The 20,758-nt window shown below is 72.2% G+C and carries 15 protein-coding genes and 5 pseudogenes; 15 read left to right on the forward strand and 5 right to left on the reverse strand.

Annotated features, from left to right (window positions below; all coding sequences use genetic code 11):
* Window positions 1–39: 39 nt before the first annotated feature.
* Window positions 40–1,803, reverse strand: coding sequence for a S8 family peptidase (locus FNH09_RS07600; protein WP_152886000.1), 1,764 nt, complete (start codon window positions 1,801–1,803; stop codon window positions 40–42).
* A 277-nt stretch (window positions 1,804–2,080) separates the two neighbouring features.
* Between FNH09_RS07600 and FNH09_RS07605 the strand changes: the two are divergent.
* The 8 genes and pseudogenes from FNH09_RS07605 to FNH09_RS07640 all read left to right on the forward strand — a co-directional run.
* Window positions 2,081–2,580 (forward strand): annotated as a pseudogene (locus FNH09_RS07605) (radical SAM protein); the annotation flags it as partial.
* Between the two features lie 269 nt (window positions 2,581–2,849).
* A complete protein-coding gene (locus FNH09_RS07610; RefSeq protein ID WP_152885981.1) occupies window positions 2,850–3,479 on the forward strand; it encodes a DoxX family membrane protein in 630 nt (209 codons plus the stop codon).
* Between the two features lie 149 nt (window positions 3,480–3,628).
* Window positions 3,629–4,534 carry a universal stress protein gene (locus tag FNH09_RS07615; protein ID WP_152886001.1) on the forward strand — a complete coding sequence of 302 codons (906 nt, stop codon included), beginning with the start codon at window positions 3,629–3,631 and terminating at the stop codon, window positions 4,532–4,534.
* A 39-nt stretch (window positions 4,535–4,573) separates the two neighbouring features.
* Window positions 4,574–5,596 carry a zinc-dependent alcohol dehydrogenase gene (locus FNH09_RS07620; protein ID WP_152885982.1) on the forward strand — a complete coding sequence of 341 codons (1,023 nt, stop codon included), beginning with the start codon at window positions 4,574–4,576 and terminating at the stop codon, window positions 5,594–5,596.
* A 5-nt stretch (window positions 5,597–5,601) separates the two neighbouring features.
* Complete coding sequence (locus tag FNH09_RS07625) at window positions 5,602–6,474, forward strand: universal stress protein (protein ID WP_152886002.1); 873 nt, start codon at window positions 5,602–5,604, stop codon at window positions 6,472–6,474.
* A 184-nt stretch (window positions 6,475–6,658) separates the two neighbouring features.
* Window positions 6,659–7,672, forward strand: coding sequence for a type I glyceraldehyde-3-phosphate dehydrogenase (gap, locus tag FNH09_RS07630; protein WP_152885983.1), 1,014 nt, complete (start codon window positions 6,659–6,661; stop codon window positions 7,670–7,672).
* A gap of 151 nt (window positions 7,673–7,823) precedes the next feature.
* Window positions 7,824–10,535 carry a bifunctional acetate--CoA ligase family protein/GNAT family N-acetyltransferase gene (locus FNH09_RS07635; RefSeq protein WP_152885984.1) on the forward strand — a complete coding sequence of 904 codons (2,712 nt, stop codon included), beginning with the start codon at window positions 7,824–7,826 and terminating at the stop codon, window positions 10,533–10,535.
* Window positions 10,536–10,547: 12 nt separating this feature from the next.
* Window positions 10,548–11,285 (forward strand): CBS domain-containing protein, encoded by a 738-nt coding sequence (locus FNH09_RS07640; RefSeq protein ID WP_152885985.1) that lies wholly within the window; start codon window positions 10,548–10,550, stop codon window positions 11,283–11,285.
* 315 nt (window positions 11,286–11,600) lie between these two features.
* Here the strand turns inward: FNH09_RS07640 and FNH09_RS07645 are convergent, their stop codons facing one another.
* Complete coding sequence (locus FNH09_RS07645) at window positions 11,601–11,861, reverse strand: hypothetical protein (protein WP_152885986.1); 261 nt, start codon at window positions 11,859–11,861, stop codon at window positions 11,601–11,603.
* A 34-nt stretch (window positions 11,862–11,895) separates the two neighbouring features.
* Here FNH09_RS07645 and FNH09_RS07650 point away from each other — a divergent pair, with 34 nt between their 5' ends.
* On the forward strand, window positions 11,896–12,726 hold the full coding sequence (locus FNH09_RS07650; protein ID WP_152885987.1) for a universal stress protein: 831 nt from the start codon (window positions 11,896–11,898) through the stop codon (window positions 12,724–12,726).
* Between the two features lie 269 nt (window positions 12,727–12,995).
* Here FNH09_RS07650 and FNH09_RS50070 read toward each other — a convergent pair.
* A pseudogene (locus FNH09_RS50070) lies at window positions 12,996–13,355 on the reverse strand (hypothetical protein); the annotation flags it as partial.
* Here FNH09_RS50070 and FNH09_RS07660 point away from each other — a divergent pair.
* Together FNH09_RS07660 and FNH09_RS07665 are read left to right on the forward strand one after the other, a co-directional pair.
* The gene (locus FNH09_RS07660) at window positions 13,345–14,259 is read left to right on the forward strand and encodes a universal stress protein (RefSeq protein WP_152885988.1); all 915 of its coding nucleotides are present in this window, start codon (window positions 13,345–13,347) and stop codon (window positions 14,257–14,259) included. The pseudogene FNH09_RS50070 and the gene FNH09_RS07660 overlap by 11 nt on opposite strands.
* Before the next feature lie 528 nt (window positions 14,260–14,787).
* A complete protein-coding gene (locus tag FNH09_RS07665) occupies window positions 14,788–15,690 on the forward strand; it encodes a universal stress protein (RefSeq protein WP_152885989.1) in 903 nt (300 codons plus the stop codon).
* A 314-nt stretch (window positions 15,691–16,004) separates the two neighbouring features.
* Here FNH09_RS07665 and FNH09_RS07675 read toward each other — a convergent pair whose 3' ends face one another.
* Window positions 16,005–16,586 carry an Rv1733c family protein gene (locus FNH09_RS07675; RefSeq protein WP_152885990.1) on the reverse strand — a complete coding sequence of 194 codons (582 nt, stop codon included), beginning with the start codon at window positions 16,584–16,586 and terminating at the stop codon, window positions 16,005–16,007.
* A gap of 455 nt (window positions 16,587–17,041) precedes the next feature.
* Here FNH09_RS07675 and FNH09_RS07680 point away from each other — a divergent pair.
* The 3 genes and pseudogenes from FNH09_RS07680 to FNH09_RS07690 form a co-directional block, all read left to right on the forward strand.
* Window positions 17,042–17,563: pseudogene (locus FNH09_RS07680) on the forward strand (zinc-binding dehydrogenase); the annotation flags it as partial.
* 586 nt (window positions 17,564–18,149) lie between these two features.
* Window positions 18,150–18,590 carry a pyridoxamine 5'-phosphate oxidase family protein gene (locus FNH09_RS07685; RefSeq protein WP_152885991.1) on the forward strand — a complete coding sequence of 147 codons (441 nt, stop codon included), beginning with the start codon at window positions 18,150–18,152 and terminating at the stop codon, window positions 18,588–18,590.
* Window positions 18,591–19,144: 554 nt separating this feature from the next.
* Window positions 19,145–20,222: pseudogene (locus FNH09_RS07690) on the forward strand (GAF domain-containing protein); the annotation flags it as partial.
* Here FNH09_RS07690 and FNH09_RS07695 read toward each other — a convergent pair.
* Window positions 20,215–20,358: pseudogene (locus tag FNH09_RS07695) on the reverse strand (IS30 family transposase); the annotation flags it as partial. The pseudogenes FNH09_RS07690 and FNH09_RS07695 sit on opposite strands and share 8 nt — an antisense overlap.
* Before the next feature lie 19 nt (window positions 20,359–20,377).
* Between FNH09_RS07695 and FNH09_RS49745 the strand changes: the two are divergent.
* Complete coding sequence (locus FNH09_RS49745) at window positions 20,378–20,506, forward strand: hypothetical protein (protein WP_338017506.1); 129 nt, start codon at window positions 20,378–20,380, stop codon at window positions 20,504–20,506.
* Window positions 20,507–20,758 lie beyond the last annotated feature (252 nt).

Below are 20,758 nucleotides of genomic sequence, written 5' to 3' on the forward strand. Positions count from 1 at the left end.
CAGGTCGTGCGCTGGAGAGGGGACCTGGCGGGCTCTGCGTTAGAAGGTCAGGTTCCAGGCGTCGATTTTGCCTGTGTCGGAGGCGGCGTTGTCGTTGACGCGCAGCTTCCAGGTGCCGTTCGCGACCTCCGAGGAGGCGTTGACGGTGTAGGTCTGGGCGATGTTGTCGGTGCTGCCGCCGGCGTGGTTGTGCAGCGTGTAGACGGTGCCGTCCGGGGCGACCAGGTCGACCTTCAGGTCACCGATGTAGGTGTGCTTGATGTCCACACCCACCTTGAGGGTGGCCGGGGCGTTGCCGGTCACGCCGGTTACGGCGATGGGGCTTTCCACGGTCGCGTTGTCGTTGATGGCGAAGTCCGCGAGGTTTTCGAAGTACGTGCCGGGCGGCGGGGTGGTCCCGACGGCCTTGAGGGCGTCGACTTGTCCTTCGCCGAAGAACGAATTGTTGGCCGTCGTGCCCGTGCAGCGGCTGTCCGAGGGGCAGGCGATGTCGTTGGCCTGGGCGGCCAGTTTGGCGCGGAGCTGCGCCGGGGTGATGCCCGGGTTGGCGCTGGCGATGAGTGCCGCTACGCCGACCACGTGCGGGGTGGCCATCGAGGTGCCGCTCTTGCTGCCGTAGCCACCGCCGGGGACGGTGGAGTACACATTGCTGCCCGGCGCCGCGACGTCGATGACGTTCTGCCCGTAGTTGGAGAACGAGGCCTTGGTGACACCCGTGCCGTTGGCCGCGACCGTGACCACGCCCGGCAGCTCGGTCGGGATGTCGAGGCAGGCGTTGGTGATCGTGCGGGTGACCGGGGTCGAGTCGTTCGGGCTCGCGGAGTCGGTCGTCTTGTGGGCGAGGTCGTAGTTCTCGTTGCCCGCGGCGGCGATCTGGAGGGAACCCTTGCTCTCGGCGTACTCCTGGGCGCGCTTGACGCCCTCGATGATGGCGGCCTGGTCGATGTTGTCCGGGCAGTTGAACTGCCACGGGTCCGTGTAGTAGCTGTTGTTGGTGACCTTGAAGCCGTGGTCACCGGCCCAGACGAAGCCGCAGATGGTGTTCTCGGCGAAGAAGAAGGAGTTGCCCGGCTCGGCGACCCGGACCGCGGCGATCTTCACCCCGGGGGCCACGCCGACGACGCCCTTGCCGTTCTTGGCCGCGGCTATGGTGCCCGCTACGTGGGTGCCGTGCGTGTCGACGTCCCGCCAGGCGCCGACACGGGTGTCGGGCTTGCCGTAGGCGCAGGAGACCGAGTCGGCCGCGTCGAAGTTGGGCGCCAGGTCCTGGTGCTGGTCGTCCACACCGGTGTCCAGGATGCCGACCGTGACGGAAGCGGAGCCCGGGTTCACGGCCCAGGCCTGATCGGCCTTGATCTGACTCATGTCGGCCCGGACCGGTTCCCCTGCCGGGGTCGAAGCCTGGGCCGGATTGGCCGGGAGCGCCGGGTTGTAGGCGTCGGCCGGCACGTCCGAGGTACGCGTTGCGCCGACCTGCTGCACACCGGCGACGCCCCGCATGGTGGCGGCGAATGTGCTGGACGCCGAGTGGGCGACGATCACGCCGATCGCGTCGAAGTTCGAGAAGACGGTGCCTGCGTTGGCCGCGATCGCGGAGCGGACCGCCGAACTGTCACCGGGGGCGGTGATCACGAGGTAGGCACGCGTGCCGGCCACCCAGGCCGCACTCGGGGAAGCCGGCACGGCGGCTGGAGCATGGGCCTTGGCGGCCGGCGCGGGGGAGGGGCCGACGGGGAGCGTGCCCGCGAGGGCGCCCGGGGCGCCGAACACGAGGGCGGCACCGAGCGTCGCCGCCAAGGCCAGCGTGCGTCTAGTCCGGCTCGATATGTGGGGTATCAATGCGTCCTCCGGAGACGGCCCGGCCGTGCTGAGTGCACCGGCGGGGCCGTACGAAACGAGTGGTGGATGCAAGATGTCAGGCGCGTGCTCCTGTACGGAAGTACCTTTCCGTACAGGGGCGTTATAGGGGAATGGCTGAAAAAGACGTCCTTAGGGCATCGGGGGTCGCGATCCACCGGGAGCTCTGCGACGTCGATGGCACCCTGGCATACGCCGCCGACCTGGTGCTGGCCATCGACGGGAACTGCTGCTCCGGTCCGCCTTCACGGGCGAGGTGCTGAGCTGTTGCGAGGAGGCCGGACTGTACGCGGCCGTGGACACCTCCGGCTTCCTCGGCGCCCGCGCCACCGACGCATTCCTCGCCGACACCGATCTGGTCCTGCTCGGCATCAAGTCCTTCGACATCGGCACCTACCGGAAACCGACCGGCGGCGCACTCGCCCCCACCCTCGGCTTCGCCACCCGCCTGGACCGCCTCGGCGTCCCGACGTGGATCCGGTACGTCCTCGCGTCGGCTGGACCGACGCGCCCCGGGCCGTGGACGTCCTGGTCCGCTTCATCGCCGGGCTCGGCACGGTCCGGCGGGTTGACGTACTGCCCTTGCACGAACTGGGCGCTCCCAAGTACGAGTACGAGGCCCTTGGCATCCCCTTCCCGCTGCGCGCGACGCCGGTTCCCTACATGGCCCTGACCGAGAGGGTCCGTGCGCGCTTCCGGGAACAGGGCGTGCCCGTCTACTGACGGTTCGAGCCGCGTGGGTACGCGCCACGGCCGTCGGCATCCTCCGGGCCGGCTCCTGGCGGTCGTGCTCCACCCCCGCCCCGGTGAGCGGCATCCGCTGGAGGCACTCGAGGGCGGTGTGGCCGCCCCGCCGCGCCCAACGGCCCCGAGACGCAGGGACGTTCGGCCCCAAGGCCGCAGACCTTCGGCATCCGGTGCCGGCCGACGACGACGGCCAGAGTGGGTGATGTCAGGCGATGCCCCGACCGTCCCCGAAGGGAATCACGACCATGGCCCTGCACGAGCACCCGCAACGGGGCTCCGGCTTCCACCTGCCGTCGCTGCGCGGGAACCGGACCGCTTCCGCATCCGAGTCGGCCGTGTCGGCGGACGCCGGCACGCACACCGCGCAGGCCTACGCCTTCGCCACCCTTCGCCTGCTCACGGGGTTCGTCTTCCTGTGGGCCTTCCTCGACAAGACCTTCGGGCTCGGCTACGCCACCCCGTCGGGCAAGGGCTGGATCGACGGCGGATCGCCGACGAAGGGGTTCCTCGGCTCCGTCGCCGCCGGCCCGATGCGATCCACCTTCCACTCCTGGGCCGGCGCCCCGTGGGCGGACTGGCTGTTCATGCTCGGCCTGCTCGGGATCGGCCTGGCCCTGACCGTCGGGCTCGCGCTGCGGATCGCCGCCGTCGCGGGCACGGCGATGATGGCGCTGATGTGGGTCGCCGAGTGGCCGCCGACCAGGCACCTCGCGGACGGTTCGGCGAGCATGTCGGCGAACCCGTTCGCCGACTACCACCTGATCTACGCCGTCGCCCTGATCGCTCTGGCCGCCGCCGCGGCCGGCGACACCCTGGGCGCGGGCCGGTACTGGGCCGGGCTGCCCCTCGTCCGCGACCACCGCTGGCTGCGGTGAACACCGCCGGTGCGGTGGCCCGCGAGCGGGCCACCGCACCGGGCCGTGCAGGCGGCCGGTCGGCCCCGATCCGGGACCAGTGGCCCCTGCCCGAGGAGCTCCCCGAAGACGACTGTGGAATCGGATCCCTCACCCAGGAGGCAGAGACCATGCTCCGCACCATCACCGTGGGAATTGACGGCTCGCGCGAGAGCCGGGCCGCCACCGAATGGGCGGCTCGCGAAGCACAGCTGCGCGACCTGCCGCTGAAGATCGTGCACGTCTGGCAGCCGGTGCCCGACCCCATGGCCCAGGACCCGCTCCTGGGCGCCGAGACCCAGCAGCACTGGACCGAGCGGATCCCACGGGAAGCCGCCGCAGGCATCAGCCGGCGCCACCCCGGAGTCGAGGTGATCACGGAGCAGCTCTCCGGACACCCGGGGGACGTGCTCGCCGGGGCGGCGAAGAGCGCCGAACTGCTCGTCCTGGGCTCCCGAGGTCTGGGCGGGCTCGGCGGGCTCGTGGTCGGTTCCATCGGTCTGTCCGCCGTCGCGCACGCGGAGCGCCCCGTGGTGCTGGTGCGCGCGCCGGCCACGGCCGCCGACGAGCACGAGCCGGACCCGTCCGGCATCCCCTCGGCCGCGACACCGTTCCGGCCCGTGGTCCTCGGGCTCGACGTCGAGCACCCGGACGAGACCCTGATCGAGTTCGCCTTCGACGCCGCCGGACGGCGTGCCACGTCCTTGCGGGTCGTCCACGGCTGGAACCCGCCGCCCTACTACGCATACGGCACCCCCGCCAACCCCGTGCTGCACGAGGCGCTGGCCCTGAGGGAGGCCGAAGTCCTGGCCGAGGTGCTGCGGCCGTGGCGGAAGAAGCACCCAGACGTGGAGATCGTCGAGGAGTCCCGCTACGGCAGCGCGGCCGTCCACGTCGTGGAAGCCTCCCGCGAGGCCTCCCTCGTCGTCGTGGGCCGGCGGATCCGACGCAGCCCGTTCGGCGCGCACATCGGCCATGTCACGCACGCCGTCCTGCACCACTCCACCGCCCCCGTCGCCGTCGTCCCCCACGCCTGATCCGGCACCGCTGGTCCACCGTTCGAGGAGAAGAGACCCATGAAGGCAGCTGTCGTGCGAGCGTTCGGCGAGCCCCTGGTCATCGAGGAACGCCCCGACATCGAGCCCGGACCCGGTCAGGTCCGCGTCAGGGTGGAAGCCTCCGGGCTCTGCCACACCGACATCCACGCCGCCCGCGGCGACTGGCCCGTGAAGCCGGACCCGCCGTTCGTGCCGGGCCACGAGGGCGTCGGCCTGGTCGAGGCACTCGGCGTCGGCGTCACCCACCTGTCCGTCGGGCAGCGGGTGGCCGTGCCCTGGCTCGGCAAGGCGTGCGGGCGGTGCGAGCACTGCCTCTCCGGCTGGGAGACGCTGTGCGAGCAGCAGGTCAACACCGGCTACGGCTGCGACGGCGGCCACGCCGAGAAGATGCTGGCCTGGGCCGATTTCGCCCAGCCCGTGCCCGACGGCGTCAGCCCCTTCGACGCCGCCCCGCTGACCTGCGCGGGCGTCACGACGTACAAGGCGCTCAAGGTCGCCGACGTCAAGCCCGCCCAGCTCGTCGCCGTCTCCGGCGTCGGCGGCCTCGGTCACCTCGCCGTGCAGTACGCGAAGATCGCCGGCGCCACGGTCGCCGCGATCGACGTCACCGACGAGAAGCTCCGACTGGCCGCCGAACTCGGTGCGGACATCGTCATCGATGCCCGCAAGGAGAACGTCGGCGAGGTCCTCAAGCGGCACGGCGGCGCCCACGCGGCGATCGCTCTCGCCGTGAACGACGCGGCCTTCGAGGCGGCGAACTCCGGTCTGCGGCGCGGTGGCAAGCTCGTCATGGTGGCCCTGCCCGCCCACGGCACGGTCCGCCTTCCGATCTTCGACACCGTCCTCAACGGCACCTCCGTCATCGGCTCGATCGTCGGCACCCGGCAGGACCTCGCCGAGGTCTTCCGGCTGCACGCCGCCGGCCGAACCCGGGTCGTCAGCGAGATCCGCCCGCTGGAGAGTGTCAACGAATCCATCGACGCAGTGCTGCGCGGCGAGGTCGAGGCCCGCATCGTCTTCGACCTCGGGTCGGGGCGGTGAGCGACATGGCCCTCCCGATCGTCGTCGGTGTGGACGGCTCCGAACCCAGCCTGCGAGCCGTGGACTGGGCGGCCGACGAGGCCGCCCTGCGCGGAGTGCCGCTGCGGGTGGTGTACGCCTCCCTCTGGGAGCGCTACGAGGGCGCGTCCCTCGCGGACGACCTCGGCAAGCCGTCCGACCAGGTCATGGCCGAGGACATCGTGCGGACCGCCGCCCGGCGGGCTCAGCTGTGCCGGCCCGGCATCGAGGTCTCCACCGACGTGCTGCCGGAGGAACCCGAGTACGCCCTCGTCCGCGAGGGACGCCGGGCCCATGCCCTCGTGCTCGGCACCCGCGGCCGCAGCGGGCTCGTCGAGATGCTGCTCGGCTCGGTCAGCCTGGCCGTCGCCGCCCACTCCACCTGCCCGGTGATCGTGCTGGGCGGTGGCCAGGACAACCGACCGAGCGCCGGGGATCACGGCCGCGTCGTGGTGGGCGTCGGCGACAAGGGCACGGATTCGGCCGCCCTGAGCTTCGCGGCCGAGGAGGCGAGGCTGCGCCACGCGGCCCTGGACGCCGTACGGGCATGGCGGTGCCCGGCACACGAGAGCACCGACCACCCCCTGCTCGCCGGGGAACCCGCGCGACTGCACGAGCAGCACGCCTCCGAGGTGCTGGAGAAGGCACTGGAGCAGGTGCCGACCGACGTGGAGGTGAACCGCCGCACGGTGGAGGGCCCCGCCCGCAGGGTCCTCCTGGCCGCCTCGCACGAGGCCGACCTGCTGGTGGTCGGCGCCCGGCGCAATCCCGGGCACCTGGGTCTCCAGCTGGGACGCGTCGCCCACGGCGTGCTGCACCACGCCGCCTGCGCCGTCGCGGTCGTACCTGAGCGGACATGAGGGAAACGGTCGGCCGCCCGTTCGATCGCGCCGGCCGCGTCCCGACGCCCGAAGACCTTCGCCGACCCCCGAAGCCCTTCGCCCGGACCCCTCGTGCCGCCTCCATCGCACCATGAACTTCCCCGAGGCCGCCGACCGGACCTGGGACGCCTGACCGCCGCTCACTTGCCGAAGGAGCACTGCCATGACCGTTCGTGTCGGAATCAACGGCTTCGGCCGCATCGGCCGCACCTACCTGCGCGCCGCTCTCGACCGGGCCGAGCAAGGTACTCAGCACGTCGAGGTGGTCGCGATCAACGACATCACCTCACCCGCCACCCTGGCCCATCTGCTGGAGTACGACTCGACGTTCGGCCGCATCGGGCGCGAGGTCCTCCACGACGACAGCTCGATCACCGTCGACGGACACCGCATCACCGTCACCGCCGAACGCGACCCGGCCGCCCTGCGATGGTCCGACCACGGCGCCGACATCGTCGTCGAGTCGACCGGGCGTTTCCGCGACCGCGACCTTGCGGCCCTGCACCTGAAGGGCGGAGCGCACACCGTGCTGCTGTCGGCACCCGGCAAGGGGGTGGACGCCACCATCGTGATGGGCGTCAACGACCGGACCTACGACCGGCACCGTGACCGCATCGTCTCCGCCGCCTCCTGCACCACGAACTGTGTCGCCCCGATGGTGAAGGTGCTCGACGACGCCTTCGGTGTCGAGCGCGGCGTCATGACGACCATCCACGGTTACACCAACGACCAGTCCCTCCTGGACGGCCCCCACAAGGACCTGCGCCGGGCCCGCTCGGCCGCGCTCAGCATCATCCCCACCAGCACCGGAGCCGCCCGTGCGGTCGGCCTGGTGGTGCCGGAGCTGGCCGGGGCGCTGGACGGGATCGCGGTCCGGGTGCCCGTGGCGGACGGCTCGCTCACCGACCTCGCCGTCGTCCTCGCCCGGGAGGCGAGCGTGGAAGAGATCAACGCCGCGTTCGAGGTGGCCGCCGACGGCCCGCTCCACGGCATCCTGCGCGTCTCCAAGGCCCCGATCGTCTCCCGCGACGTCATCGGCGACCCCTCGTCCTGCGTCTTCGACCCCGCCCTGACCCAGGCCCACGGCACCCTGGCCAAGATCTTCGGCTGGTACGACAACGAGTGGGGTTACACCAACCGTCTCCTGGATCTGACAGCGCTGGTGGCGGACGACTGACGCCTTCCGGCCGTACGCCTCCCGGTGGGGGCGGGGCCGGCCGGTGCCCCTGCGGGGCCGACCGGCCCAGGCACGACCCCGTACAGCCCATGGCCTCCTGGTGCGCTCCGCCGGACGATCGAAGTACCGAAAGCGATGGAGGAGATCTGTGATGACGGACGACCTGCTCGACCGGCCCTCGGTCCACGCCCTGCTCTCGGACGGCACCACCGTGTGCATCCGGCCGGTACTGCCGGGTGACCGCGGACAACTCCACGGGTTCTACGAGGAGATGTCTCCCGAGAACCTCCGCCTGCGCTTCTTCGCGCCGAGCCAGCGTTGTGCCGCGATGGCCGCCGACCGGGCCTGCGCCCCGGCCCGCCCGGGCTACCGGGCTCTGCTGGCGGAGGTCGAGGGACGAGTGATCGGACTCGCCGAGTACGACACCGGCGGGGACGGCGAGCACGGCGCGGACAAGCAGGGGGCGGAGATCTCCATCGCCGTCGCCGACGGCCTGCACCACCGGGGTGTGGGCACCCTCCTCGCCGAGCACCTGGTCTCGGCGGCGCGGGCGGCGGGCATCACCACGTTCACCGCCGACGCGCTCAGCGAGAACCACGAGGTGCTCCGGCTCTTCGCCGATCTCGGCCTGCGCTCCAGCCGCCACTTCGAGGGACCGGAGGTGCGCTGCACCATCCACCTCGACCAGGACGAAACCTACCTGTCGGCCGTCGAGGCCCGGGGCCGCGCCGCCGACGTGGCCAGCCTGCTGCCGCTGCTGCGGCCGTCCTGCGTCGCCGTGGCCGGGGCGGGACGCACCCCCGGATCGGTGGGCCGGGCCGTGCTGCACCATCTGCGCACGGGCGGCTTCACCGGTCTCCTGTTCGCGGTGAACCCGAAGGTCTCCTCCGTGCTCGGCGTGCCGTGCCACCCTTCTGTGGCGGCGCTGCCGAAGACGCCCGATCTGGTGATCGTGGCCGTTCCGGCCGGCGCGGTACCGACCGTCGCCGAGGAGTGCGGCAGGGCCGGGGTACGCGCCCTCGTCGTAGTCACCGCCGGCCTCGATCACACCCAGGCCGAGACCCTGTTGTCCGCCTGCCGCACATACGGCATGCGCCTCGTCGGACCCAACTGCCTCGGCATCTGCCACACCGACGCAGGGCTGAACCTCGACGCGACCTTCGCCGCCGGGCATCCCAGTCCCGGGACGGCCGGGGTGGCCGTGCAGTCCGGCGGGATCGGTATCGCGCTGCTCGACGGACTGTCCCGGCTGGGTATCGGAGTGTCGTCCTTCGTCTCGCTCGGTGACAAGTACGACGTCAGCGGCAACGACCTGCTCCAGTGGTGGGAGGGCGACGGCCGCACCAATCTGGCCCTGCTGCACCTGGAGTCCTTCGGCAACCCACGCGCCTTCTCCCGCACCGCCCGCCGGGTCACGCGCCGAATCCCCGTGCTCACGGTCGACGCCGGCCGTACCGACGCGGGCCGCAAGGCCGCGGCCTCCCACACCGCAGCCGCCGCCACCCGCACCATGACACGAGGCGCGCTGTTCACCCAGGCCGGCATCACCGCGACCCGCTCGGTCGGCGAACTCCTCGAAACAGCAGCCCTCTTCCACGCCCAGCCGCCGCCGGAGGGCAGCCGCGTCGCGATCGTCACCAACGCGGGCGGCGCTGGCGTGCTCACCGCCGACGCCTGCGCGGAGGCGGGCCTCGCCCTTCCCCCGCTCACTCCCGCGATGGCCGACGAACTGCTCGCGGTGCTGCCGGACGGCGCGGCCGTCGGAAACCCCGTCGACGCCACCGCCGCGGTCTCCGAGGAGCAGCTCACCGAATGCGTGGACCGCCTCACCCGGTACCCCGGCATCGACGCGGTGATCGTGGCCCTCGTGCCCACGGCGGTCGCCGCGGCCACCGGTGACGACCTGGTACGGGCCGTCACCGCGGCCCCCGGCCGCCGGGCGCGGCCCGTGATCGCCGTACGCCTGGAGCAGGATCAGTCGGTGCGGCTGCTGCCCGCCGCCGACGGCGGCACGATCCCCTCCTACGCCGAACCCCAGGCCGCGGCTCGCGCGCTGGCCCACGCCGCCGGACGCGCCGCCTGGCTCGCCCGGCCCGCCGGTGCCGTCCCCGAACTCGATCACGTCGAGCCCGAGCGGGCCCGCACGGTCGTCGAGGACTACCTGGCACGGGAGCCCGACGGCGGCTGGCTCGACCCGCGCACCTGCGCCGACCTGCTGGCCTCCTACGGCATCCCACAGATTTCGTGGGCCTGGGCCGAGAGCGAGGACGAGGCCGTGCGCGCCGCCGCCCGGCTGCGCGGCTTCGACGGCCGCGTGGTGATGAAGGCCCACTGGCCCGGCCTCCTGCACAAGTCCGAGCAGCGCGCCGTCCACCTCGACCTGCGCGGAGACTCCCAGATCCGGGCCGCCTTCCGCGACCTGGAGACCCGCTTCGCCGGGCTCATGACCGGTGTGGTCCTGCAACCCCTCGCCGCCCGCGGCACCGAACTCCTCGCGGGCGTCGTCCAGGACGAGGTCTTCGGCCCGCTCGTCCTGTTCGGGCTCGGTGGTACCGCGACCGAGGTCCTCGCCGACCACGCGGCCCGCCTCGCCCCCCTCACCGACCGCGACGTCCACGAACTGATCACCTCGCCGCGGTGCGCCCCGCTCCTGCTGGGCGCGAACGGAAACACCCCCGTCGACCTGGGGGAACTGGAGCAGTTGCTGCTGCGACTGTCCCGGATGGCGGCCGACCTGCCGCAGCTCGCCGAGGCCGACTTCAACCCCGTCCTGGCGACACCGGGCGGCGTCACCGTGCTCGACGCACGGATACGTCTGCTGCCGCGCCGCCCCCAGGACCCCTATCTGCGCCGACTGCGCTGAGGAGGAACGGCCATGAGGCACAACAAGGTCGGCTCCGTGATGACCACGGACGTCGTCCGCGCCGAGTACGGCACACCGTTCAAGGAGGTCGCCCGGCTGCTCGAGACCCACCGGATCAGTGGACTGCCGGTCGTGGACGAGGACGACAAGGTCATCGGTGTTCTGTCCGAGACGGACCTGATGATGCGCCAGGCGACCGCTGCCGAGCCCTACGAGCCCAAGCACCGCGCGAGGCTCACCGAGCTGACGCCCGGTGCCAAGCGCCAGGCCGCCAAGGGCAGCGCCCGCACCGCGGGCCAGCTGATGACGGCACCGCCTGTCACCGTGCACGCGGACGACAGCATCGTGCAGGCCGCCCGCACCATGGCCCAGAAGCACGTCGAACGGCTCCCCGTCCTCGACGAGGAGGACCGGCTCGTCGGGATCGTCACCCGTCGCGACCTCCTCCAGGTCTTCCTGCGGGCCGACCAGGAGATCCGCGACGAGGTGATCGAGGAAGTCCTGGTACGTGCCCTCTGGCTGGCGCCGCGCAGCGTCGAGGTCGCCGTGACGGAGGGCGTGGTCACCCTCACGGGGCACATGGAACGCAAGAGCGAGACCGAGATCGCCGTGTCCATGACCCGCCGGATCGACGGCGTGGTCGACGTGGTGGACGGACTCACCTACCGACTCGATGACGCACACCTGAGGACCGGCGCACAGGACGGGGCGATGCACGGCGTTGCCGACGACTGGCTGCGCCGCTTGTGAAGGGAGGGGACCACCACGACCGGCGCCACGGCCGGCACCGTGTCGGTCACCCACAAAACGACGAACGGCTCCACTGCGCAGATCGCCGAAGCCGTCGCCGACTACCTGCGCAGGGACGGGCTGAACGTCGAGGAAGGCGGCAAGCAGTGGGCGGCCTGCACGGTCCTCCGCTCCGGAAAGGGAGGCGAGTTCGGCGACTTCGGTGCGGTCGAGAAATGGGCCAAGGACGCCGCCGACGCACCGACGCACGGCGAGGAGGGATACGGCAGGGCTCCAGGCCGATGTCTGGCCCGTAGCCCCGGATCCGGCGTGCTGTCAGCCGGTCTTGTGACCCCAGTCGGGTCCCACCCGGTCCCATTCGCTGCCCCATCCGTCGATGCGGCGTCGGTCGAGCCGACAGTGGACGACCGCTCCGCCACCGAACACCAGGCCGGCGAGGGTGGCGGCCGCCGCCGTGCCCAGGGCGCCGGACTCGATGGCCGCCTCCGTGGAACTCGGCGGCGCGGCGGTGAGGCGGCCCCGGCCGTCCTCCCAGACCGGGTGGGCCCCGGCGCGTCCGTCGGGCGCCGCGTCCACCACACCTCACTTCGGGGAAAGGACAGGCACAGCCATGACTTCGCATCACGTGGTCGTCGGAGTCGACGGCTCGCTCGTTTCCGTCAGAGCGTCGGACTGGGCCGCGGCCGAGGCCGTGCGGCACGGCACCTCCCTGCGCGTGCTGTACGCGGTCCCCGACCGCGACGAGGCCGCACCGGTCCTGGGCTCCGCTGTGGCGCGCATCCGTGCGCGGCATCCGGAACTGCGGGTGGAGACCGTCGTGGCTCAGGGCGGTGCGGTGCGCGCATTGGCGCGCGAGAGCGCCGACGCGGACCTCGTCGTCGTGGGAACCCGTGGCCTGGGGGCGTGGACAGGAGCGGCATTCGGTTCGGTGAGTCCGAGGCTGGCCGCGCTCGCGCGGGGGCCGCTCCTGGTTGTCCGTGGGGACCGTCCGCGGGACGACGGCGGCGATGTGCTGCTCGGCCTGGCGGACGGCACGGACGCCCAAGTGGCGGAGTACGCCTTCCGGGAGGCCCAGCGGCGCGGGGCGGGGCTGCGTGTCCTGCGCTGTCCGAGTCGACGGCGCCTCACTCCCGAACTGCCCTCCCCGGTGCCGGCGAGCCGTTCGGGCCGGGAACGGTCGGCCAGGCAGGACCGATCGGAGGAGGCCTTTCCGCGTTCCGCCCTCACCCTTCTGCAGGACCGGCATCCCGGCGTCAGGGTGGAGACCCGCACGGTTCGCGCCGCTCCCGCGGACGAACTGTCGGCGGCGACCCGGGAGGCCGCGGTCGTCGTCATCGGTGCCCACCGCCGTACGGGCGTGCTCGGCCTTCGGACGGGCCCGGTCGTCCGCACACTGCTGCACCGGGCGCACTGCCCGGTGCTCGTGGTGCCCCACGGATGACCTGCCTGCCGCCGTCCCGTCGCCCGACGTGCCCGGGCCGCCCCGGCAATCGCCCTACGGCAGTGCGCCGTCCGCCCAGGAGACGGTTGCCCCGGCACCGGTCGCCACCGCGGCCGGGCGGCGGCCGCCAGCACACGAGGGTCGTGGTGGCCCTTGTAGACCTGCGCTGGCCGCTTCTCCAGCCTCAGGAGCTGCGCCACGGCCGTCCAGGCGGTGCGTAGGTCGCGTCGGGTGGCGATGCCGATGAGCCGGTCCTCCTCGTCCACGACCGGCAGTCGCTCGACGCCGTGCCGTTCCATCACGCGCGCAGCGTCCGCGATGCGCTGTTCCGGGTGCCCGGTGATCGCGGGCGTCGACATCGGCTCCTTTGCCGCGGAGGCGCGTGCGACGGCATCCGCGCGGCGCGCGGAGCGGTCCGGTCGGGCATCCGGAACCGTCGTGCCCGGCCGTCCGAGGGCCGGGCCAGGCCACCTGGCGGCGTGTCCACGGCCCACGATGCTGGGTGCGACATCGTGCCGCCGGCCCGGGCCGAGCGGCTCCTGACGGGGACCTCTGGCCCCTCCTGCCGCGTGCCTCGGGCTCGCAGACTGACAGCGCATCCCTGAAGGAGGTCCGCACATGCTTCCCATCACCGTCGGTCTCGACGGCTCGCGAGAAGGCCTTGCCGCCGCATTCTGGGCCGCTCGCGAAGCGGCACAGAGAGAGATGACTCTGCGTCTGCTGAACGCCGGCGACTCGCGGGGCCCGCAGTACGTGTCCTTCGCGGGGATTCCGCCATGCGGCGTGGTCGACGCGCAGGGCGAATGGGGCGGCCGTCTGCTGCGCGAGGCGGAGCGTCGGCTCGCGGAACGCCACCCCGGTCTGCGGATCACCACCCACCAGGTCCGAGAACCGGCGGTTCCGGCCCTGCTGACCGCCGCGCAGGACAGCGAACTGCTCGTCCTGGGATCCCGGCGGCTCGGTACGGTGACGGGATTTTTGGTCGGTTCCGTCGCCCTCGCCGTGGTGGCGCGTACGGAACGGCCCGTCGTCCTCGTGCGGGCCGGTGAGCAGGCGGAGGACGAACATCGGCCGGACGCGACAGGCGCAGAGGCGACCACCACTCCGTACCGCGACGTCGTACTGGGGCTGGAGCTGCACAGCACGGCGGACGCCGTCGTCGAGTTCGCGTTCGAGGCCGCCCGGCGACGCGCGGCGGGCCTGCGGGTGGTCCACGGCTGGAACCCCGCGGCCGTCCACGGAAACGGCGTCGTCCTGGATCCGGGACTCGACGCCGAACTGGCGGAGGAGGCACGGCACGGGCTCAGTGACGTCCTGCGACCGTGGAAGGACAAGTTCCCCGGGGTTCAGGTGCGGGAGCAGGCCGTCATCGGCGGCGTCGGCCGTCATCTCGTGCACGCATCGCGGGACGCGTCGCTGCTCGTCGTCGGTCGCAAGCAGCGCCAGGCGCCGGTCGGCGGCCGTATCGGCCCGGTGACCCACGCGGTGCTGCAGCACGCCTGGGCACCGGTGGCGGTGGTGCCGCACGACTGACGGCGCCGGTGGCCACGGCGGGCGGCGGGAACAGACGGTCGACGACCCCGCGCCGTACCTGCGCGGTGAGGTCCTCGCCGTCCCGCGGGAACACCTCGAGCAGATCCCAGCGGCTGACGACACCCTCCGGGCCGCCCTCGCCTTCGAGCATGCGCACCGCGCTGACGTCCCACGGTTGCATGAGGCGGACGATGTCCTTGGACAGGGTGTCGCGGCCGACGGCGCCGCCGCGTCTCCTGACGTCGCGCGGCTTCGATCCCACGGCGGCGAACGTACGTGCGGCTCCGTCAGGAGCGCGCTGGAGGTGACGGTGCCGCCGTGGGACCGCTCGCCGATCGACATCCGGCTGCGGGACCGGCGGTCCGCGTGCGGCCGGGGGAGAGCTGTCGGCTCCCGCTCGCGGACCGACGGGAACGCCGGGGAGAAGGGCCGGACGGCCCCCGGAGGGGACTGAGCAGCCTCTCCCCCCTGGTGGGCGGCGGCGCGACGCTGGTACCGGACGACAGACCGAGCGCTGGAGGTGCCGACATGATTTCGCCCGTTGTCGTCGGAGTCGACGGATCCCCCGAGAGCCTGACCGCCGCCGCATGGGCGGCCCGCGAGGCCGAGCGGCGGGGCAGGTCGCTGCACCTGGTGCACGCCTGGGACTGGCACCCTCGCCACGAGGACCGCGAGATCGCGAACGCCGCCCAGCGGCATCTGGCCCGGCGCGCCCTGCGGCAGGCGGCGGAACGAGTCCGCGCCGAACGCCCCCGAGTCCGTCTCACCGAGGAGCAGATGGAGGGACCGGCCACCGCCGCCCTGCTGAAGGCGGCGGACCAGGCCGACCTGATGGTCCTGGGCTCGCGCGGACTGAGCGGCTTCACCGGATTCCTTGTGGGATCCGTCGCGTTCGGCGTGGTCGCCAAGGCGACCCGCCCCGTCGTTCTCGTCCGCCCGGACGAGGAGGCGGCGGACGAGCACCTGCCGACGAGCGACGGAGAAGCCTCGACGGACACCAGCTACGGCGACGTCGTGCTGGCGATCGACCTCGACGAAGCCTGCGACGAGGTCATCGAGTTCGCCTTCGAGGCCGCCCGGCTCCGGCGCACCCGGCTGCGGGCCGTACACGCCTGGCACACGTCCGGCCCCGTCGGCCTCGGCCCTGGTGACATCGGTCTGGTGACGGAGCGCCGGCAGGGCGAGGAGTGGCTGGGCTTCCTCCGGGCCGTGCTCCAGGTGTGGTGCGACAAGTACCCCGACGTGGAAGCGCTGGCAACGGTGGTGGAGGCAAGGCCCACGACCGCGCTCGTCCGGGCCGCCACCGGAGCCAGTCTCCTCGTCGTCGGCCACCGCCTCGCCGAGCGCCCGGTCGGACCCCGCACCGGCCCCGTCACCCACGCCGCGATCCACCACGTCGGCTGCCCCGTGGCCGTCGTCCCCCATGGGTGACCAAGTCCCGGACCGTCGGCTCCAGCAGGACGGCACCACCCTCCATCACTCGCGACTGGGATGTCACCGGCACACCTTCCTCGCACCTGACCGGTCGAGGCAGCACCTGGAGAAGGTGCCGCACTGGCCGAGGCGGCCGGGAACGCCGAGCTCCTCGTCCTGGGTTCCCGATTCCTCGGCGGGATCGGCGCGATCGGCGGGTTCATGGTCGGGTCGGTCGGTCGGCCTCGGCCTCGGCGTCGTCGCGCACGCGGACTGCGCCGTCGTGCCGACTGCAGTGCGGTCGTCCGCCTTCTGGAGGCCGCGGCACGCGTTCAGCCCGTCTTGTGACTCCATCGCGGTCCGACCTGATCCCATTCCCTGCCCCATGCGTCTGCACGGCGCCGGTCGAGCCGCCATCGGGCGGCTGCTCCTGTACCGAACACCGGGCCCGCTAGGCCGGCTGCGGCCATGACACCCAGGAAGCCCGACTCGATCGCTGCTTCCGCGGGGCTCGGCGGTGCGGTGGTGAGGCGGCCGTGACGGTCCTGCCAGACGGTGACCGTGGATCCGGCCTTGAGGCCGGTGTTCACCAGGGTTCGGCCGATGCGGGGCGAACCGTCGGATGCCGTCCAGCGCACGGCCGCACCCCTGCGGGCGATGGTGCCGGCCATTGCGGGGGTGCTGGGGGGCGCGTTGTTCAAGACCACGGCGCGCACGGGCTGCCGCTCGGCTCGCTGCCGATCGAACACGTCGTCCGCGGCACGAGCAGTCACCAGAGCGGCGACGGGACCGCCCACAAGGACGAGGATCCACACGGACAGGACGATCCAGGCCTCGACGATGTCGTCGTGCCGTCGCAGCGGGTTGGGGTGCCACCGCCACAGCAGTTTCCTTGCGTACGTGCCGCCATGCATCGGTCCGCACCTCTCGTCGCTGTGTGACTCTTGCGACAGTGGCAGTCGAGACCAGGTCGAGGCCATGGGCCTACCAGCCACCGCCGCGGGGCCGACAGGGCCGACTTCGCGGGGTGAAAGGGCCGTTCAGCCCAAGAGACCGTCGGGCCCTCCGCCCGGAGCGCCGCCCATGACTCGCGGCGCCGGCCGACGGACTCCCCGCCGACGCATCGGGCAAGTCCTTTCCGGCCCACCCGGTGCGAACGCCGAAGGCGCACCGTCAGGAGGTCGATCTCATCCTGCGCGGTCGCGCCATCGCGAGGCCGACGGGTCCACGGCTGGGCCGTCCAGGCAGGCGATGAGGGCCGGACGGCCCAAGCGGATCAGGCGGCGACCGGACAGCCTGGATGTGTGGTCCAGTCTCGGCAACCGGAGAAGGGACGGTGATGAGCGTCATGATGGCCTTCGCCTTCCGCAACGGGCGCGTCCGCCCGGGCGACACCGTCGCCGTCGTCGGGGCCGGTCCCATCGGCCTCGCGGCGATCGCGGCACGGCTTTTCGTTCCCGTGCGGATCGTCGCCGTCGACCTGGCCGCATCGCGGCTGGAGGCCGCCGGACGGCTGGGTGCCGACGCCGTGGCCGACGCCGACGAGGTTCCCGAGCAGCCGGTCGCCGATCTCATCTCACCGACGGACTCGGCGCGGACGTGGTCATCGCGGCGGTCGGCGTACCGGAGAGCTTCGAGCTGTGCACGCGCCCACCTTGCTGCGCATGGCGGCGGCGAGCCGACTGCCCACGGCACAGCTGGCCACCCAGACTTTCCCTGGTCACCCACACCTTCCCTGGTCACCCACACCTTCCCGCCGGATCGGTTGGAGGAGGCGTACGACGTCTTCGCCCGCGCCACCGACACCGGCACCGTCAAGGTGGTCCTCGGGAAGCCGACGCACGACGAGGTCGCCGTGCGGGCGGCCTGGGCTGAGGACGTGAAGGTATGAGCGGACAGACGCGGGTGAACGGGCCGCTGGGTGCCTCCTCGGGTGAAGGGGGCCGTGGGCTCGCCGCTCGCCGCGCGCGGCCCGGGCGGACGCATGGGGGCACTGCCGCCCGAGCGGGCATGGCTCCCGGCTGTGCGGCCTGTCCGGAGCGGCACCGCGATGCGTCGCAGAACAGGGTGGTGCTGCTCGCGTCGGCAGCCGTACCGCACATGACGGCGGCCGTGCTCTGCGGTGTCGACGCCCCTCCGCCACTCGGCCGTGGCCGGGACGGGCGCGTTCCGGCGCTCATCGGGCCGAGCAGGCCCGGGCTGTTGCCGATGCACGGTGTGGGAAGGGGGACCCTGGCCATGGGTCTCGGGCCGGAATGTCGGCCGACGGGACAGGCGCTTGTCGCGCTGCGGGCCGGAGGCCTGCGCGACATCCGGGTACGCACCGGACCCGCCGACATCATGGATGCCCCGTCGCCGTCCGAACGGGACCCTTCTCGAGGCGCCGGGGACCGGCGGTCGGTGACTTGGGTCGCCGACGCCACTCGACGACGGGAACTGCCATCGACGCAGTGACAGGGGGAGAGACGAGAAGGCAGATGGACGCCAACGACGGATTCCGCGAACTCGACCGGCAGGATTGCCTGCGTCTGCTGGCCACCGTGCCCGTGGGGCGCATCGTCTACACCTGCCAGGCGTTGCCCGCCGTTCTGCCGGTGAACTTCTGTCTGGACCGCGACGGCGCGGTGCTGATGCGCACGTCTGCCTCCTCGGAACTGGTGGGCGCGATCGACGGAGCGCTGGTCGCCTTCGAGGCCGACGCGATCGATGTCACCGCGTGCTCCGGATGGAGCGTCGTGGTCATGGGCGCCGCGGCCGTCGTGACAGATCCCGTCGAGCATCTGCGGTTGCTGCGGACCGGGCCGCGGTCGTGGGCGCCGGCACCGCAGGAGGTCTTCGTGCGCATCGCGCCCGAGCTGGTCACCGGGCGCGACCTGGTCGGCGGACGCTCCCTGTACGGCGTGCACTTTCCTCTCTGAGCTCCCGTCATCGCGCCCTCCAGGCCTCGTCGTCCGCGTCCGGTTTCGTGCCGAACGGCCACCACCGCAAGGGCCGTTCGGTGTTTTCCACGGTGCGGCGCAGCCCGATGCCCCCGCACGCCGAGCCGCCGGGCGTGGGCGGCGTCCTGCGGGGTGTCGGTGTTCGCCCGTGCCGCCTGCCGCCTGCCGCCTGCCGCCGGGCCCCGTCGGCTCGTTCCATGGCGCGGGCCACCGCCTCGACCGGTCCGCCCCGGCGGAGGCCCGGCTCGAAGTACCGCGGCACCGCGGAGTCGGCCACCCGGGTTCGTTCTTCACAGTTCCGGCGGCGGATTCCACGATGCCTGTCGTGGCCGCGTTCCGGCCCCTTCGCCGCGAGGCGGAAGCTGTGCGACCGTCGGCGGTGCAGGCGGGGACGGGTGTCGCAGGAACGCGTGACCCCGAAACGAGTTCGGCGCCCCTGGTGGATGTCCTGCCGCAGCCGTGCCCGACCACTACCGTGACTCATGGTCGGGCCGGTGGGTGTCCGTGGGTCGAGGGGACCTGGAGGAGTACCGATGGGAACCCCCGAGGAAGCTCGGGTATGGCTGCCTCAGCTGCGCCTGGACGAGCTGCTGGCGGAACTGCAGGCACGGCTGGACGCGGCGCGTGGCACCCGCGACCGGGTGCACAGCCTGCTGGAAGCGGTGTTGTCGGTCGGCCGGGAGCTGGACCTGGAGCAGGCGCCGCACCGGATCGTGGAGGCCGCCGCGGTGTTGGTCGACGCCGAGTACGCGGCACTCGGCGTGATCGGCCCGGACGGCAGGCGGCTTTCGGCCTTCCACACGGTTGGGGTCGGTGAGGAGCAGGTCGCCGGTGTATCGGCCCCTACCCGGAAGGCCACGGGATCCTGGGGGAACTGATCCGCCATCCCGAGCCGCTGCGGCTGGCGAAGATCTGCGCGCATCCGGCCTCGTACGGCTTCCCGCCGAACCATCCTGCCATGAACACCTTTCTCGGTGTCCCGGTCCGGGTGCGCGACCGGGTGTTCGGCAACCTGTACCTGACGGAGAAGCGAGGCGGTGGCCAGTTCGACGAGGGGGACGTCTCGGTGCTCTGATCGCCGAGCGCGCCGGCGAGATCACCGGTTCCGCCCTGGCCGCGGTCGCGCTGCCCATGGAGGACACCACGTCACTCGCGGTGGAGATCGCTGTCGGGATGGACGCCGAAGCCCACCGGGGCCTGGTCCTGCCCATGGAGAGCAGCCTGATGGGGCTCGCCTTCTCCGGTGCTGCCCCGGTTTCCAGCGCCGATGTCGGCAGGGACGACCGGATCTCCCCGGAGCCTGCGCGGTTCACCGGACTCGGTCCCGCCGTGGCCGTGCCCATCGGCACGGGTGAGGGAGGTCCCCGAGGGGTGGTCCTGCTGGCGCGCAAGGCCGGGCAGCCGGAGTTGTCGACGAGGGAGACCGAGCCTCTGAAGGCCTTCGCCGGACAGGCCGCCCTCGCGATGGAGCTGGCGGACCACCGTCAGGACGCCGAGGAGGTCGCGGTGCTCAAGGATCGTGACCGTATTGCGCGTGACCTGCACGACCTGGCGATTCAGCGGCTGTTCGCCACCGGCATGACCCTGCAGAGCGCAGGCCGTTTCATCGAGTCCTCCAACCGAGTGTCCTACGGGGTCTGGTGTCGAGTGTGTGAGCGACGGCTTGGACTTCTTCGGCGGACCGGCGCGAGAGGTCAGTGCCCTTCGGGAAGTACTGCCGCAGGAGTCCGTTGGTGTTCTCGTTCGTGGGGGGAGTACAGACCGCGGTGACCGAGGCCGACGTCCGTATGATCATGCCGCCCGACGAGGAGAAGCTGCGCACGCAGGCTGAGGGGTACCGGCTCCTGCTGGATGCCTGCCTGCGTACCCGGCACTGCGTCTCATTCACCGTGTAGGGCTTCACGGACAAGTACTTGTGGGTGCCGAACACTTTCGAAGGCGAGGGCGCCGTCAACATCTTGGACGAGCACTACGAGGCCAAGCCGGTATACCGGGCCCTGCGGGCCGCTCTCGCCGGTCACGCGCGACCCGTCGCTGTGCGTTAGCGCGTCCGGGCTCCGCCTCGGCCGGTTCCGGCCCTGTGCGTGCGGTTGCCCGCAGGGTGACGGTGGTTCGCGCGGGGCAGGCCGTCATCCGGCGGCCTGCCC

It is taken from the genome of Streptomyces adustus (genome assembly GCF_009377175.1).
In the GTDB taxonomy this organism is placed as follows: domain Bacteria; phylum Actinomycetota; class Actinomycetes; order Streptomycetales; family Streptomycetaceae; genus Streptomyces; species Streptomyces adustus.